Consider the following 15,815-nt stretch of genomic DNA (forward strand, 5'->3'; position numbering starts at 1 on the left):
TGACCATGAAGAAGATCTACGCAGCACTTGCCCTGGCCGGTTCCATCGCACTCGCCGGGGCCGCCCCGGCCGCCGCCACCACGTACCCGGCCCCGTCTCCGTCCGCCGCCGTCTCCGACGGCACCGTCGCCCCAGGCGAGCCGTTCGTGTTCTCGGGTGAGGGCTTCCTGCCGGGTGAGACCGTCAACGTCAGCGTCGTCCCGACCGGCGGCCCGGCCGCCGCCGGTGGTGCCGCGGGTGCCGCGCTCAGCGTCCCGTCCGGCGTCATCGTCCTGGCCGAGACCCAGGCCCTGTCCACCACCGCCAATGCCGACGGCACCTTTGCGATCACCATCACGATCAACGAGCCCGGCACCTACCTGCTCACCGCGACGGGGGCCACCTCCGGCAGGACTGTCAGCGCTACGGTTACCGTGGCCGGCGGCGGCCTCGCCAACACCGGCGGTGGCGCCGCGACCGGCGGCCTCGCCAACACCGGCATGGATCCGGCCCTCGTGGGCTGGTCCCTCGTGGGCGCGGGCGCCGTGGCTGCCGGTGCGGCCGCGGTCGTCGTCGCACGCCGCCGCAGCAGCGCTGCCACCCGGCCCTGAGCCGGTCTCCATCCGAACAGCTGGACATGGCGGGGCAGGTGCGCGAGCACTTGCCCCGCTTTGCTGCCCCCGCGCCGGGACGGCCCCGGCCGACTGCTAGGGTGGGCCGGTGAATCCCACCCCACCCCTGTCGCTCCTGGTCGTCTGCACTGGCAACATCTGCCGCTCGCCGTTCGCGGAGCGCTGGCTCCAGCATGCCTTCGACGCGTTGGCGCCCGGCCAGGCGGTTGTGGCGAGCGCGGGGACGAGGGCCCTCGCCGGGCACCCCGCCCACCCGTCGGTGAGGGGCCTCGAGGAGAGCTCCGGGCTGAGCTTCGACGGTTTCAGCGCACGCCAGCTGACCGCCGGCATGGTGAAGGAGGCGGACGTCGTCCTGACCATGACGGCCCAGCACCGGGCCCAGGTGCTGGACGTCGCGCCGGCGGCGCTCAAGCGCACGTTCCTGCTGCGGGAGCTTGCTCGGCTGCTCGAGTCGACGCCCGGCCTGCCGGGGCCTGCGGAGGGCGGCCTGAGGGCCGCGTGGCGCGGCGTGGCGGCAGCCCTGTCGGCCGGGCGGCGGGCGTCGGGCCCGGACGACGACGTCGTGGACCCGTATGGCGGGGGGCCGGAGGATTACCGGCTCATGGCCGAGCAGATGGTCCCGGCACTCGCAGTGGTGATGAAGCACGTCCAGGCCCTCGTCTGACGTCCGCCGGGGCTGCCTCCGGTAGACTTTCGAAACGTATGCGCGCTGGCGGTCTATGGGGAGGAAACCGTACGTGGAGTATGAGAATGAGCAGCGGGGCGCGCAGGATCTGACGCTGAGCGACTACCTGAGGGTCGCTCGCCGCTACTGGCGGGGAATCGTGGCCATCACCGCGCTCACAACGGCCCTTGCCTTCGGCTGGTACCTCATGCAGCCGCGCGTCTACGCGGCGGAGTCCAGCGGCGTCGTCATCACTGTCGGCGGCGACAACCTGAGTCTCTCGCTGGCCGGCGACAACCTCGCGAAGTCGCGCGCCAAGAACTACAAGTCGGTGGCCGAGTCGGCCCTCGTCGCGGACCGTGTGGCCCGAGACCTCGGCCTGAACCGCACCGCACAGGAGCTCGTCGGGGCCGTGTCGGTGACGGTCCCGCAGGACACGACCGAGATCCGGGTCACCGCGAAGTCGACGGACCCGTCCGAGGCCCAGCGCGTCGCGGACGCGTGGATCACGGCGCTGTCCGATCAGGTCCGCGAGATCGAGCAGTCGGCCGGCGCGGCGGACCTGCCGCCCGTGCGCGTCGTGACGCTCGGCCGGGCCGTCCTGCCGGAGGAGCCGGTCTCCCCGAACGTGCGCCTCACGCTCGGCATCGGCGTCGGCGGCGGGCTCCTGCTGGGCCTGGCCTACGCGATGATCCGGCACCACGTGGACCGCCGGATCCGCAACGCGGCCGAGATCGAGCAGCTCTTCGGCCTGCCGGTCGTGGGAACCCTGCCCGTCGACCACAGCCTCGACGCCAACGCGAAGGTCCTCGACGGGCAGAACGGCAGCCGCGCCATCAACGAGGCGTTCCGCGAGCTGCGCACGAACCTGCACTTCATCGACGTCGACAACCCCCCGCGCATCCTCCTCGTGACGAGCTCGGTGCCCTCCGAGGGAAAGTCGGCCGTCGTGTCCAACCTCGCGGCGACGATGGTCGCCGCGGGCGAGAACGTCGTCGTCGTCGACTGCGACCTGCGGCGCCCCACGATCCACACGATCTTCGACGTCGTCCCCGGCGTCGGCCTGAGCGACGTCCTCGCGGGACGGGCCGACGTCGACGACGTCCTCCAGGCCTGGTCCGGCTCGCCCACCCTCCAGGTCCTCGGCGCCGGCCGCATCCCGCCGAACCCGTCCGAACTCCTGGGCTCGCGGGCCATGCGCTCGCTGCTCGAGCGGCTCGCGCAGGACGCCTTCGTCCTCGTCGACGCCCCTCCGCTGCTTCCCGTCACGGACGCGGCGGTCCTCTCCCGCGCCGTGCACGGCACGCTCGTGGTCACCCGGGCGGGGCAGACGACGACGGACAGCCTCGGCCGCGCCCTCGGCAACCTCGAGAAGGTCCGCGGGTCCGTGCTCGGCGTCGTGCTCAACTGCGTGCCCACGAAGGGCCCCGAGTCCTACACGTACGGCTACTACGGCACGTACGGCACCGACCCGCAGGGTCACGACACCGTGGGTCACGACACCGCGGGCTCGGGTGGCAAGGGCCGCGCGTCCCGCGGCGCGGCGGAGCAGACGCCGGCGGCCACGCCTGTCGAGGCCGGGTCAGCCCTGCCGGACGCGGGCGTCGGCGCCTACCCGGAGCCCGCCTTCGCCGCCGGGCAGCACGGGGCCCCGGTCCACGGCCACGCCACCTACGACGACGAGCCCTACGACTACGCGAGCTCCTACGACGAGGCGTCCGAGGACACCCGCCCGCGCGACGCCGCCGGGTGGCCGCCGTACCCCGCTCCCGTCCCCGTCGACCGCGCCGACGACGGCGGCCGGATGGAGGACGAGGATCCCATCTGGCTGCCCGCCAAGGTCCGGGACAACTACCGCGGACGCCGTTCCGCAGGCCCCGGCTACGACTCCTAGGACCCGTCGCCGGGCGGCGCAGGGAAGCCGCCGCGGCCAGAGGAGGGCCCCGGGACGCTCATCGAGCGTCCCGGGGGCCTCTTTTCGTCTGCCGTGCGATGCCTCTTGGAGCCGGCGTTCGGCCTAGGACTGCGGCGCCTGGACGATCCCCGACCCGACATCGACCGGATCGGTCCCAGAGGCGAGCGGGCTGTGCGTCCCGGACGCGACGAGCTTGGACTGGAGCAGGACAGGGCTCAGCGGACCCTGGGCCATGAGCTTCTCCGCCCACAGGGCCGTCACGCCCGCGACGTGCGGGGTCGCCATGCTCGTGCCGCTGATCGTCTTCGTCCCGCCCGCGAGCCACGCGCTCTTGACCCCCACGCCCGGACCCGAGACGGTGGCGAGCGTGTTGGAGAAGGGCGCGACCGTGAGCCCGGCCCCGTTGCCCAGGGCCAGCGCCGCGACAGAGACGACGCCATAGGCCGCGGCCGGCGGGGCCACGTTGATCTCGTAGGCGGGGCTGCCGCCGCGCTCGCTCTCGTTTCCGGCCGCCGCGATGACAAGCGTCGTCTGGGCAACCGACGCCCGGGCGTTGAGCAGGTTCGCCACCTGCTCGAAGAGCCGGATGTTCGCGCGGTAGTCCTCGAGGGCGATCGACGTCGCCGCCGGGATCGGCAGCCGGTTGACCTTCACGAGCTCCTCGACCCAGCCCGGGAAGTCGATGCCGAGCGACATCGAGATGACGTTGGCGCCGTTGTCCGCGGCCCAGAGCATCGCGCTCGCGAGCGTGTCGCTCCCGCCGCCGCTCGGGCCGCCCAGGACCTTGCCGATGAGCGCCTTCTGCACGCCGCGCGCGACGCCGATCCGCTCCCCGTTGAGGTCGCGGCCGAAGATCGTGCCCGCGCAGTGCGTGCCGTGGCCGTGGTCATCCTCGGCGCTCCCGGCGCCGGTGAAGTCCTTCGTGGTCAGCTCCATGCCTGCGAAGGCCGGGTGGTCGGCGTCGATCCCGGTGTCGAGGACGCAGACGGTGACGCCGGCGCCCGTGAAGGGCGAGGTGTCCGCGCCGACGGCCTTGACGCCCCACGTCGTGGCGGCCGCCTCGGCCTCCTCGGCCTCGAGCGGGTCGACGAGCCTGAGCGGCATGGCCCGGGCGATGCCCAGGACCGTGGGGTCGTTGCGCAGGGCGCTGAGGGTCGCGGGGGAGGGGTCCTCCTCCGTCTCGAGGACCGCGGAGGCGGCGGCCTCGCGGGCCTCGTCGTCGGCGCCGAGCCCGCGGGCGCGGGGGCCGTCGAAGGGATCCCGCGTGGCCCGGATGCCGGGCGCGCGGAGGATGACCAGACGGGATGCGGGTGAAGGAGAAGGATCAGTCATGGCGGGCCTCACAGGAGTCGGTGCCTCTCGATGGATGCGAGCCGGGAGCGGTTCCCCGGATTAGTCCATCAAATGTAATAAAAGCCTAGTCCCGGGGCGGCGGCCCGGTCAATGTATCGCGCTGCGGTTTCTGCCGGGAGGGTCGGCGCGCTTGACCGGCACCGTGGCGTCGCATATTCTGAACGAACGGTCGGTAATTATTTCAGAGGAGGAGACATGGCAGCTGCGTCCCTGCAGTCCGTGCCCCAGCCCCAGCCCGGACGGGACACCGAGGTCCTGTCCGAGGCCGACGCGGCGGGTCAGGCCTACTTCGATCGCATCATCGCCGAGGACTCGCGCATCGAGCCCCGCGACTGGATGCCCGTGGCCTACCGGAAGACACTCGTGCGCCAGGTTTCGCAGCACGCGCACTCGGAGATCATCGGCATGCAGCCGGAGGCCAACTGGATCACGCGCGCCCCGAGCCTCAAGCGCAAGGCAATCCTCATGGCCAAGGTCCAGGACGAGGCCGGCCATGGCCTGTACCTCTACTCGGCCGCCGAGACCCTCGGCACGAGCCGCGACACGATGACGCAGCAGCTGCTCGAGGGCAAGGCCAAGTACTCCTCGATCTTCAACTACCCGGCCCGCACGTGGGCCGACATGGGCGCCATCGGGTGGCTCGTGGACGGCGCGGCGATCGCGAACCAGGTCCCGCTGTGCCGTGCGAGCTTCGGCCCGTACGGGCGCGCCATGGTGCGCATCTGCAAGGAGGAGTCGTTCCACCAGCGCCAGGGCTTCGAGATCCTCCTCGAGCTCTCGCACGGGACGCCCGCGCAGAGGCAGATGGCCCAGGACGCCGTCGACCGCTTCTACGCCCCGGCCCTCATGATGTTCGGCCCGCCGGACGAGGACTCGCCGAACTCGAAGCAGTCCATGGCCTGGAACATCAAGCGCTTCTCGAACGACGAGCTGCGCCAGCGCTTCGTCGGCATGATCGCCGAGCAGGTCAAGGTCCTCGGCCTGACCCTCCCGGACCCCGACCTCCGCTACGACGAGGAGACCGGGACGTGGATCCACATGGACCTCAACTGGGATGAGTTCAAGGCCGTCATCGCCGGCAACGGCCCGTGCAACGCCCAGCGCATGGCACGCCGCCGCGAAGCCCACGAGAACGGCGCCTGGGTGCGCGAGGCCGCCAAGGCCTACGCCGAGAAGCAGGCAGCCAAGCACGTCACGATCGGAGCAGCATAAAGTGAGCGAGCAGACCAACATCTGGCCCCTGTGGGAGGTCTTCGTGCGGTCCAGCCGCGGCCTGTCCCATGTGCACGCGGGCTCGCTGCACGCCCCGGACGCGGCGATGGCCCTGCGCAACGCGCGCGACCTCTACACGCGCCGCAACGAGGGCGTCTCGATCTGGGTCGTCCCCTCGGACGCGATCTCGTCCTCGGACCCCGACTCCAAGGGCGCGTACTTCGAGTCGCCGCAGGGCAAGGACTACCGCCACGCGACGTACTACACCAAGAGCGAGGGCGTGAAGCACCTGTGAGCCACGAGACCCACGCTACCCACGGCGCCCCTTCCGCGCCCGCCCACCCTGATCACTCGCTCGACAGCTTCGGCGACGCCGCGGCGTCGGCCACGCGCGTCACGCCCGGCAACGCCCTCCGCCCCGAGGACATCGCCCTCGCCAAGGACGTCCCGAGCGAGGAGATCGCCCAGTATGCCCTGCGGCTCGGCGACGACTCCCTCATCCTCGCCCAGCGCCTGAGCCACTGGATCTCCCGCGCCCCCGAGCTGGAGGAGGACGTCGCGCTCGGCAACATCGCGCTCGACGTCCTCGGCCACGCGCGCTCGTTCCTCTCCTACGCGGGGCACGCCTGGGGCAAGACGGAGGACGACCTCGCCTACTGGCGCGAGGAGGAGGAGTTCCGCTCGGCGTGGCTCTTCGAGCAGCCCAACGGCGACTTCGCCGTCACGATCGCGCGCCAGCTCGTCGTGTCGGCCTACCAGTACCTCCTCTACGCGCGCCTCCTGGGCTCGACCGATGCGACGCTCGCCGCGATCGCGGCCAAGGCGCTCAAGGAGGTCGACTACCACCGCGACCACGCGATCCAGTGGACCCTGCGCCTCGGCGACGGCACCGAGGAGTCCCACCGCCGCATGCAGGACGCCCTCGAACTCGTGTGGCCCTATGTCGGCGAGCTCTTCCAGGACGACGCGCTCATCGACGCCGTCGGCGCCGCGGGGGTGCGCCCCTCGGGCCTGCGCGAGGAATTCGACGCCGGGATCGCCCCGGTCCTCGAGGAGGCGACCCTCACCCTCCCCGCTGTGCCCGCCGCCTCCGGCGGCGGCCGCCGCGGGGAGCACACCGAGCACCTCGGCTACATCCTCGCCGAGATGCAGGTCCTGGCCCGCAAGCACCCCGGCGCCACGTGGTAGCGGGGCGGTAGGAGTACACCATGATCACGACCGACGACGAGGTCCTCGCCCTCGCGGCCACCGTCACGGATCCCGAGATCCCCGTGCTGAGCATCGCGGACCTCGGGATCCTCCGGAACGGCCGCGTCGCCGCGGACGGCACCGTGCACGTGACCATCACCCCGACCTACTCGGGATGCCCCGCCATGGACGCCATCCGCGAGGACCTCGCCGCGGTGTTCGCCCGGGCAGGGCACGAGCGGGTCGAGGTCGACCTCGTGCTCTCGCCGGCGTGGACCACCGACTGGATGACCGAGGAGGGCAAGGCGAAGCTCGAGCAGTACGGCATCGCCCCGCCCACCGGCGCCGCGGCCCTCGCGGGGTCCCGGCCCGTGCGCCTCGGCCTGACGGTCAAGTGCCCCCAGTGCCACTCGCTCAACACGCGCGAGATGTCCCGCTTCGGCTCCACGTCCTGCAAGGCGCTCTACGTCTGCCAGGACTGCAAGGAGCCCTTCGACTACTTCAAGGTGCTCTAGATGACTGACCAGCTGAACGAGACGACCGAGGCGAGCGCACGCCGTCGTGCGTCCTTCCACTCGCTCGAGGTGAGCGAGGTCCGCCGCCTCACGAACGACGCCATCGAGGTCACCTTCGGCGTCCCCGCCCCCCTCACCGACGAGTACGACTACATCCCCGGCCAGTATGTGGCCCTGCGCACCCGCCTCGAGGACCCGGGCCAGGGCGGCGAGGAGCGCGAGGTGCGCCGCAGCTACTCGATCTGTGCCGTGCCGCGGCGCTTCGAGGACGGCAGCAGCGAGATCAGGGTCGCGATCAAGCGCGACCTCGGCGGCATCTTCTCGACGTGGGCCAACGAGAGCCTCGCCCCCGGCGACCGGCTCGACGTCATGAGCCCGGCGGGCGCCTTCATCTCGAAGCACCGCATGACGGACCTCAACGACCCCTCGAGCATCGACACCGACGCCGAGCACACCTTCGTCGCAGTCGCGGCCGGCTCCGGCATCACCCCGATCCTGTCCATCGCGAAGACGGTCCTGGCGGCTGACGACAAGGTCCGCTTCGACCTCATCTACGCGAACAAGGCCGCGATGGACGTCATGTTCGTCGAGGAGCTCGCGGACCTCAAGGACAAGTACCCGGCCCGGTTCGCGCTGCACCATGTCCTCTCCCGCGAGCAGCGCATCTCGCCGCTGCTCTCGGGCCGCGTGGACTCCGAGAAGCTCACGACCCTGCTCAGCACCGTGATCCACGCCGAGGACGTCGACGAGTGGTTCCTGTGCGGGCCGTACGAGCTCGTCCAGCTCGTGCGCGACACCCTGGCCGAGCGCGGCGTCGAGCCCGAGAAGATCCGCTACGAGCTCTTCACGACCGGCACGCCGACGCGCCTCGAGGGGAACATCGGCCGCCCCGTCGTCGAGGACGAAAGCGGCGCGAACTTCGAGATCGAGTTCCGCCTGGACGGGCTCTCGGGCACCGTCAAGAGCCCCGTCTCCGCGAACGAGACGATCCTCAACGCAGCCCTCCGTGTCCGCCCCGACGTCCCGTTCGCGTGCGCCGGCGGCGTATGCGGCACGTGCCGTGCGAAGCTCGTCTCGGGCTCCGTCGAGATGGCGGAGAACTACGCGCTCGAGGCCGACGAGGTCGAGCGCGGCTACGTCCTGACCTGCCAGTCCCGCCCGACGACGGACGCCGTGTCCGTCGACTTCGACGCCTGATCTAGGGGAGAGCGCGCATGATCGACCTGACCATTGCCGAGGGCGTCGCCGAGGTCGTCCTCGACGCCCCGGCCAAGCTCAACGCGCTCGATGAGGCGGCGCTCGCCGAGCTCTCGCAGGCGTACGACGACGCCGCTGCCGCCGCCGAGCGCGGCGACGTGCGGGCGCTGCTCCTGCGCGGCGAGGGCCGGGCCTTCTGCGCGGGGCGCGACATCTCCGGGGTCACCCCCGCGGACGACGACGTGCTCGGCTACCTCGGCGGGACCGTCACGCCTCTCCTGCAGAAGATGGCCGCGTTCCCCGCCCCGACCTTCGCCGCCGCCCAGGGGGCCTCGCTCGGGGTGGGCCTGGGGCTCCTGCTCGCGACCGACGTCGTGTACGTGGCCGAGGACGCCAAGATCGGCTCCCCGTTCGCGAACCTCGGCGCGACCCTCGACTCGGGCGGGCACTGGTACTTCACCGAGCGGCTCGGCATGCACCGGGCGCTCGACCTCGTGTACACCGCCGAGCTCATGAGCGGGGCGGACGCCGTGCGGGCGGGGATGTTCAGCCGGTCCTACCCGGCCGAGGAGCTCCTGCCGCGCACGCGCGAGACCGTGGGCCGCGTGGCCTCCGGCGCGACCGGCGCCTTCCGCGCGTCCAAGGAGCTCGTCGCGCAGATCCGTGACCGCCGGCTCGGGCTGTGGGAGTCGATGGACGCCGAGAACCGGGCCCAGGCGCAGCTGTGCGCCTCGGACGACTACGCCGAGGGCTTCAAGGCCTTCCAGGAGAAGCGCCGTCCGGTCTTCGCCGGCCGCTGACCCCTCAACGAAGGGGGCTGGCCCCTCAACTGAATCCTCCGGCGTGAGGGGTCATGTCCGCCCGCCTGAGGGGTCACTGCGCCGCGATGAACGCGTGCACGCTCGCGTGGTTCATGCCCGTGGCGGCCTCTTCGGCGCTCGGGCACTCGGCGGACATCACCATGGCCGTCCCGGCGCCGGGCACGGCACGCACGGCCAGCCGGACGTGCACGACCGTGCCGTCGGTCTGCGTGACGCGCAGCGCCGCCGCGGCCATGTCGACGAGCGGCCCCGAGAGCGAGCCGAGCGTCGACACAACCGTCATCCGCTCCTCCGTCACCGCCGCCTGCGCTGCCTCGGCCCGGATCCCGTCGATCGCGGCGGCGAGGGCTTCCATCGTCGCCGCGGTCTCGGCATCCAGTGCGGGGTCCGATGCGGTGGCCCCCGCCGTCGGCGAGCCTCCCGCCGCGCCCGGCCCCGGCGCCGTCGTGCGCCCGCCGGGCGTGTACGGCTCGCTGCGGAAGACGAGCGTGCACCTGTTCTCGGCCACATAGCGCAGTTCGTCCGGGGCGGCCGTGAGGCGGTAGCGCGCGCTCGGCTCGGCGTGCCAGACGGGCGGCGCGGTGAACGGCAGGGGATCGGAGAGCCTGTAGGCGCTGAGGTCAGTTCGGGCGGTCGGCGTGCCCGTGGGGGACGACGGCGTGGGGCTGGGTGACGGGGACGCCCCTGGGCCGGGGCCCGGGGCCGGGCTCGGCGCCATGAACAGGCCGGTCACGGCGACGACGAGGCCGACGCCCACGACCGCGCACACCGCGGCGAGCACCCATGCCCACTGGGGCCATCGGCGCGCCGGGCCGGGAACGGGCGCCGGGGTGTCGCTCGTCATTGATCTCCTCGGGATGCGGTCCTGTACCTACCTTCCCATGCGAGGTCACCGAAGTGGGCGCACGGGCGGATTCCGCAGGACCGCGGGAGCCGTCGGGGCTACCGGGTGTCGAGGTCCTCGAACACGAGGAACGTCTGCGTGTCGAGGACGCCCGGCATGTTCTGCAGCCGGTCGAACACGACGCGGCGCAGGTCCGTGTTGTCCACCGCTCGCACGAGGATGATGACGTCGAAGTCTCCGCCGACGAGGGCGATGTGGTGCACCTCGGGGATGGCCCGGAGCCGCTCGCGCAGTTCGCGCCACGTCTGCTGCCGGACCTTGAGCGTCACGTAGGCGCTCGAGCGCAGGCCCGCGCGCAGCGGGTCCACGAGCGCGGTGTACTTCGTGATGACCCCGTCCGCCTGGAGCCGGGAGATCCGGTTGTACGCGTGTGCCCGCGAGATGTGCACGTTCTCGGCGATGGTCGTGACCGAGCGGCGCGCGTCCTCGGTGAGCTGCGCGAGGATCGCGCGGTCGACGGCGTCGAGCGGCCGCGGCTCGGCCGGCGCCGCCCCGTGCAGTTCATCCGTCGAGTGCAGGTCGTCCATCGTGTGCAGATCGTCCACTGTGCCCTCCTGTGACCCGGGTCATGGTGGCGGTTCGTCTCTGAAAACAGGGCCTGCAGCACCACTTTTCCATAATTCTCCCACGATGTGGATACGAATAGCAGCCGAAGAGGATACTTGAGGCAACACGTGCGGCCCGTCCGCACCCGGTTCAGCGGCGCACCGAGGAGGAGCCATGACCATCCCCGCCGAGGCCCAGCAGGCCATCCGGAGCTTCGGGATCAGCCTCGAGGACTACCTGCTTCCCGTGCACGGGCGCGTGCAGCAGATCCAGATCCTCGACCCGTCCGGACACCTCCTGCCGGAGGACGAGCGCGGCTCCGCGCCCGGCCACGAGTACCCGATCCCGCCCGGCGAGGAGCTGCTCGAGGCCTATCGCAGGCTCGTGATCGGCCGGCGCGTCAACGACCAGAACTCCGCGCTCGTGCGTCAGGGGCGCATGGCCGTCTACCCCTCGAGCCACGGCCAGGAGGCGTGCCAGGTCGCCGCGGCCCTGTGCCTGAGCGAGGGCGACTGGATGTTCCCCACGTACCGGGACTCGGTCGCGGTGATGAGCCGCGGCGTCGACCCGGTCGAGGCCATGACGCTGTTCCGGGGCGACTGGCACGGCGGCTACGACCCGCACGAGCACCACGTCGGCATCCAGTGCACCCCGCTCACGACCCAGCTCCTGCACGCCGTCGGCGTCGCCCACGCCGCCAAGCTGCGAGGCGAGGACACCGTGGTCCTCGCGATGTGCGGCGACGGCGCCACGAGCGAGGGCGACTTCCACGAGGCGCTCAACTTCGCCGCAGTCTTCCACCTCCCGGTGGTCTTCTTCGTCCAGAACAACCAGTACGCGATCTCGGTGCCGCTCGCGCACCAGACCGTCGCGCCGTCGCTCGCGCACAAGGCGATCGGCTACGGCATGGCGGGCGAGCGCGTGGACGGGAACGACGCCATCGCCCTCCTCGCCGTCCTCGACCGCGCCGTGCGCCTCGCCCGCTCCGGCTCGGGCCCGCTGCTCGTCGAGGCCCACACCTACCGCATGCAGGCGCACACGAACGCCGACGACGCGACCCGCTACCGCGCGGACGCCGAGGTGCAGGCCTGGGCCGCCAAGGACCCGCTCGTGCGGATGCGCGAGTACCTGCGCGGCGAGGGCGTGCTCACGGACGACGTCGAGGCCTCCTTCGCGGCCGACGCCGAGGAGGTTGCCCGCCGGCTCCGCGAGGGCCTCGGCGAGGACGCCGCCGTCGATCCCGCCGACCTCTTCCGGTTCGTCTTCACCGAGCCGACGCCCCAGCTGCGCGAGCAGGCCGCGCTCCTCGCAGAGGAGGTCGCTCGAGACGACATCTCCGCACGCGACGACATCCCCGGAAAGGAGCACTGATATGAGCACCGTCGCCGAGGCCGTCGCCGCGCGAGCCGCCGCCAGCGCGGGCCCCGAGCCCCTCACGTTCGCCAAGGCCCTCACCGCCGCCATGGCCGACTCCCTCCGCGCCGACGATTCCGTCGTCGTCTTCGGCGAGGACATCGGCACCCTCGGGGGCGTCTTCCGGATCACGGACGGGCTGCAGGAGGAGTTCGGCGAGCAGCGCGTCTTCGACACCCCGCTCGCCGAGTCGGGGATCGTCGGCATGGCGGTCGGCATGGCCATGAACGGCCTGCGCCCCGTGCTCGAGCTGCAGTTCGACGCGTTCGCGTACCCCGCGTTCCAGCAGATCCTGAGCCACGTCGCCAAGATGCACAACCGCACGCGCGGCAAGGTCCGCCTGCCCATGGTGCTGCGGGTGCCGTACGCGGGCGGGATCGGCGGCGTCGAGCACCACTGCGACTCCTCCGAGGCCTACTATGCCCACACGCCCGGGCTCAAGGTCTGCACGCCCGCGACCGTCGCCGACGCCTACCGGATGCTCCGCGAGGCCATCGCGAGCGACGACCCGGTCGTGTTCCTCGAGCCCAAGAAGCTGTACTGGACCAAGGACCTCGTGGACCTCGAGGCGCTGCGGGCCGAGTTCGACGCCAAGCCCGCGAGCAGCGAGGGGCGCGCCGTCGTCGCCCGCCCCGGCACCGACGCGACGCTCATCGCCTACGGCCCCACGGTGGGCACCGCGCTCGCGGCCGCCGAGGCCGCCGCGGCGGAGGGCCGCTCGGTCGAGGTCGTCGACGTGCGCTCGATCGTGCCGTTCGACGACGAGACCGTCACCGCGTCCGTGCGCAAGACCGGCCGCGCCGTCGTCGTCGCCGAGGCGGCGGGCTTCGCGTCCGTGGCGTCGGAGATCGTCGCTCGGGTCCAGGAGCGCTGCTTCCACTCGCTCGCCGCGCCCGTGCGCCGCGTGACCGGCTTCGACATCCCGTACCCGCCGCCCAAGCTCGAGCACTGGCACCTGCCCAGCGTCGACCGCATCCTCGACGCCCTCGACGACCTTCAGTGGGAGGACTGATGACTGCGTCCAACCAGACTGCGAAGACGGCTGCGACGACTCGCACCTTCGCCCTGCCCGACCTCGGGGAGGGCCTGACCGAGGCCGAGCTCGTGCGCTGGCTCGTCGCCGTGGGCGACGCCGTCGCCGTGGACCAGCCGATCGCCGAGGTCGAGACCGCCAAGGCCGTGGTCGAGGTGCCCTCGCCGTACGGCGGGACTGTGGCCCGGCTGCACGGCGAGCCGGGCGAGACCATCGACGTCGGGGCCCCGCTCATCACGGTCGCCCAGCCCGCCGAGATGGGGGCTCGTGACGCCGAGATGGGGGCTCCGGCCGCCGAGATGGGGGCTCGTGCCGCCGAGATGGGGGCCCGTGCCGCCGAGATGGGGGCTGCCTACCGATCCGAGGAACGCGCGGGCTCACGCACACCGGAGGAGTCCAAAGGCTCGGGCAACGTGCTCATCGGCTACGGCACGCCTGGCGGGGCGAGCGGCAGCCGCACCCGGCGGCGCAGGGGGGCCACGCCGTCGTCCGCGGCTGTGCCTGGGGTACCGTCCGGGCGGCAGGCGCGCACGACGGCGCCGGGCCGGGCCGTGCGGGTCGTCTCGCCGATCGTCCGTCGGCTCGCCCGGGACCTCGGCGTCTCGCTCGCGGGGGTCACGGGCACCGGGCCCGACGGGCTCATCATGCGGCGCGACGTCGAGTCTGCCCCCACGTCGAGCGCACAGGCCCCCATTTCGGTGGCACAGACCCCCACTTCGGCGTCGCAAGCCCCCATTTCGGCGGTCCAGACCCCCATTTCGGCGGCACAGGCCCCCATTTCGGCGGCGGTGGATGCCCGGACGGGGCTGCCCGTTGCGTCCCGGACCCCGGTCAGGGGCGTCCGGAAGGCGGTCGCCCAGGCCATGGTCCGCTCGCGCACCGAGATCCCCGAGGCCACGGTGTGGGTCGACGCCGACGCGACGGCCCTCGTCGGGCTCCGCGCGGACCTCAAGCGCCGCGACCCGCACGGGACGCCGAGCCTGCTCGCGTTCATCGCCCGCTTCGTCCTCGCGGGCCTCGCGAAGTACCCCGAGCTCAACACGCGCCTCGAGGGGGCGGCCGACGGCGAGGCCCAGGAGATCGTCGCGTTCGACGGCGTGAACCTCGGCTTCGCGGCACAGACGGACCGCGGGCTCGTGGTGCCGGCCATCCGCGCCGCCCACTCCCTCAGCGCGCGCGGCCTCGACGCCGAGATCCGGCGCCTCACGGCCCTGGTCCGCGAGGGAAAGGCCTCGCCGGCGGACCTCACCGGCGGGACGTTCACGCTCAACAACTACGGCGTGTTCGGGGTCGACGGAAGCGCCGCGATCATCAACCACCCCGAGGCGGCGATCCTCGGCGTCGGGCGCATCGTGGACCGCCCTTGGGCCGTCGACGGCCAGCTCGCGGTGCGCAAGGTCGTGCAGCTGACCCTCACCTTCGACCACCGCGTGTGCGACGGCGGGACCGCCGCCGGCTTCCTGCGCTACGTCGCCGACGCGGTCGAGCAGCCGGGCAACGTCCTCGCCGATCTCTAAGAGGACAGTCGCATGGCAGAATCGGGGAACCGGAATCTGGCAGCAGGCCCGGCGTAGGGCCCGAGGAAGGACGGCAGCACATGGCCGCATGGCGGGAGCTCGGCGGGGACACCTATGTCCTCGCGATCGGGCCGCTCAGGCTCAACATCGGACTCGTCGTGGGGACGGAGCGGGCGCTCGTCGTTGACACCGGCCACGGCCCACGCCAGGGCGCCGAGATCCTCGCCGCGGTGCGGGAGAAGACCGACCTCCCGCTCGTCGTCGTCAACACGCACGCGCACTACGACCACTACTTCGGCAACGCCGTGTTCGCGGCCGACGGTGTGACGGAGTTCTACGCGCACGAGAACGCCGCCGCGGCCATCACCGAGCTGGGCGAGGCCGAGCGTCCCGCGGTCGCCGAGGCCGAGCCGGAGATGGCCGTGGGCTCGGGCGAGAACACCCAGATCGTGGTCCCGACGGCGATCGTGCGCGAGCAGCCCGTCCTCGTGGACCTCGGCGGCCACTCCGTGACGCTCTTCTACCTCGGCCGCGGCCACACGGACGGCGACCTCCTCGTCGGGACCGGGACGACGCTGTTCAGTGGCGACCTCCTCGAGGAGGGCGGATACCCCGAGTTCGGCGACTCGTATCCCGAGGAGTGGGCCGACGTCCTGCGCCACATCTCCGCGCTCCGGCACCGGTACGAGAATCTCGTGCCGGGACATGGAAGCCTGTGCAGCGATGCGTTCGTGCGCACGATGGCGGATACGATGGCGACGGCAGTGCGCTCGGCACGGCAGGCAACCCGGGAGACGCCGGAGGACGCCACGAAGGCGATCCCGATCCTCCCCTACGGGCCGGAGCAGTCTCGGCTGTTCATCCACCGGCTCAAGGCCAGCTCCGTGCGCTAGCACACTGCCGCGAACCACGGCGGACGAGGGGAA

16 protein-coding genes are annotated in these 15,815 nt (G+C 72.0%); 13 read left to right on the forward strand and 3 right to left on the reverse strand.

The window, feature by feature from the left end:
- Positions 1 to 5: 5 nt before the first annotated feature.
- From BV907_RS14670 to BV907_RS14680, 3 genes are all read left to right on the forward strand, one after another.
- Positions 6 to 590, forward strand: coding sequence for a peptidase (locus BV907_RS14670; protein WP_077490489.1), 585 nt, complete (start codon positions 6 to 8; stop codon positions 588 to 590).
- Between the two features lie 109 nt (positions 591 to 699).
- Positions 700 to 1,275: an arsenate-mycothiol transferase ArsC gene (locus BV907_RS14675; RefSeq protein ID WP_077490490.1), complete on the forward strand. Its 576-nt coding sequence runs from the start codon at positions 700 to 702 to the stop codon at positions 1,273 to 1,275.
- 73 nt (positions 1,276 to 1,348) lie between these two features.
- The gene (locus tag BV907_RS14680) at positions 1,349 to 3,169 is read left to right on the forward strand and encodes a tyrosine-protein kinase domain-containing protein (RefSeq protein ID WP_245828006.1); all 1,821 of its coding nucleotides are present in this window, start codon (positions 1,349 to 1,351) and stop codon (positions 3,167 to 3,169) included.
- Between the two features lie 123 nt (positions 3,170 to 3,292).
- Here BV907_RS14680 and BV907_RS14685 read toward each other — a convergent pair whose 3' ends face one another.
- Positions 3,293 to 4,522 carry a S8 family peptidase gene (locus BV907_RS14685; RefSeq protein ID WP_077490491.1) on the reverse strand — a complete coding sequence of 410 codons (1,230 nt, stop codon included), beginning with the start codon at positions 4,520 to 4,522 and terminating at the stop codon, positions 3,293 to 3,295.
- A gap of 216 nt (positions 4,523 to 4,738) precedes the next feature.
- On the opposite strand from BV907_RS14685, the gene paaA reads away from it, so the two are divergent.
- The 6 genes from paaA to BV907_RS14715 are packed head-to-tail and all read left to right on the forward strand — an operon-like array spanning position 4,739 to position 9,455.
- Complete coding sequence (gene paaA, locus BV907_RS14690) at positions 4,739 to 5,755, forward strand: 1,2-phenylacetyl-CoA epoxidase subunit PaaA (protein ID WP_077490492.1); 1,017 nt, start codon at positions 4,739 to 4,741, stop codon at positions 5,753 to 5,755.
- 1 nt (position 5,756) lies between these two features.
- The gene (gene paaB / locus BV907_RS14695; RefSeq protein WP_077490493.1) at positions 5,757 to 6,050 is read left to right on the forward strand and encodes a 1,2-phenylacetyl-CoA epoxidase subunit PaaB; all 294 of its coding nucleotides are present in this window, start codon (positions 5,757 to 5,759) and stop codon (positions 6,048 to 6,050) included.
- Positions 6,047 to 6,943: a 1,2-phenylacetyl-CoA epoxidase subunit PaaC gene (gene paaC, locus BV907_RS14700; protein ID WP_077490494.1), complete on the forward strand. Its 897-nt coding sequence runs from the start codon at positions 6,047 to 6,049 to the stop codon at positions 6,941 to 6,943. Before paaB ends, paaC begins: the two co-directional genes overlap by 4 nt.
- 20 nt (positions 6,944 to 6,963) lie before the next feature.
- Positions 6,964 to 7,458, forward strand: a complete 495-nt coding sequence (gene paaD / locus BV907_RS14705; protein WP_077490495.1) for a 1,2-phenylacetyl-CoA epoxidase subunit PaaD — start codon at positions 6,964 to 6,966, stop codon at positions 7,456 to 7,458.
- Positions 7,459 to 8,655, forward strand: a complete 1,197-nt coding sequence (paaE, locus tag BV907_RS14710; RefSeq protein WP_077490496.1) for a 1,2-phenylacetyl-CoA epoxidase subunit PaaE — start codon at positions 7,459 to 7,461, stop codon at positions 8,653 to 8,655. It abuts the gene before it with no gap.
- A gap of 17 nt (positions 8,656 to 8,672) precedes the next feature.
- A complete protein-coding gene (locus BV907_RS14715) occupies positions 8,673 to 9,455 on the forward strand; it encodes an enoyl-CoA hydratase/isomerase family protein (RefSeq protein WP_077490497.1) in 783 nt (260 codons plus the stop codon).
- Between the two features lie 73 nt (positions 9,456 to 9,528).
- Here the strand turns inward: BV907_RS14715 and BV907_RS14720 are convergent, their stop codons facing one another.
- Positions 9,529 to 10,320, reverse strand: coding sequence for a hypothetical protein (locus BV907_RS14720; protein ID WP_077490498.1), 792 nt, complete (start codon positions 10,318 to 10,320; stop codon positions 9,529 to 9,531).
- Positions 10,321 to 10,418: 98 nt separating this feature from the next.
- A complete protein-coding gene (locus BV907_RS14725; protein ID WP_077490650.1) occupies positions 10,419 to 10,907 on the reverse strand; it encodes an Lrp/AsnC family transcriptional regulator in 489 nt (162 codons plus the stop codon).
- A 193-nt stretch (positions 10,908 to 11,100) separates the two neighbouring features.
- On the opposite strand from BV907_RS14725, the gene pdhA reads away from it, so the two are divergent.
- The 4 genes from pdhA (at position 11,101) to BV907_RS14745 (ending at position 15,782) form a co-directional block, all read left to right on the forward strand.
- Positions 11,101 to 12,297 (forward strand): pyruvate dehydrogenase (acetyl-transferring) E1 component subunit alpha, encoded by a 1,197-nt coding sequence (pdhA, locus tag BV907_RS14730; RefSeq protein WP_077490499.1) that lies wholly within the window; start codon positions 11,101 to 11,103, stop codon positions 12,295 to 12,297.
- A 1-nt stretch (position 12,298) separates the two neighbouring features.
- Entirely contained in the window at positions 12,299 to 13,351 is a 1,053-nt protein-coding gene (locus BV907_RS14735) for an alpha-ketoacid dehydrogenase subunit beta (RefSeq protein ID WP_077490500.1), read from the forward strand.
- The gene (locus tag BV907_RS14740; RefSeq protein ID WP_077490501.1) at positions 13,351 to 14,889 is read left to right on the forward strand and encodes a dihydrolipoamide acetyltransferase family protein; all 1,539 of its coding nucleotides are present in this window, start codon (positions 13,351 to 13,353) and stop codon (positions 14,887 to 14,889) included. The genes BV907_RS14735 and BV907_RS14740 overlap by 1 nt, the downstream gene beginning before the upstream one ends.
- Before the next feature lie 80 nt (positions 14,890 to 14,969).
- Entirely contained in the window at positions 14,970 to 15,782 is an 813-nt protein-coding gene (locus tag BV907_RS14745; RefSeq protein ID WP_077490502.1) for an MBL fold metallo-hydrolase, read from the forward strand.
- Positions 15,783 to 15,815 lie beyond the last annotated feature (33 nt).

Source organism: Sinomonas mesophila (assembly GCF_001999765.1).
Lineage (GTDB): Bacteria > Actinomycetota > Actinomycetes > Actinomycetales > Micrococcaceae > Sinomonas > Sinomonas mesophila.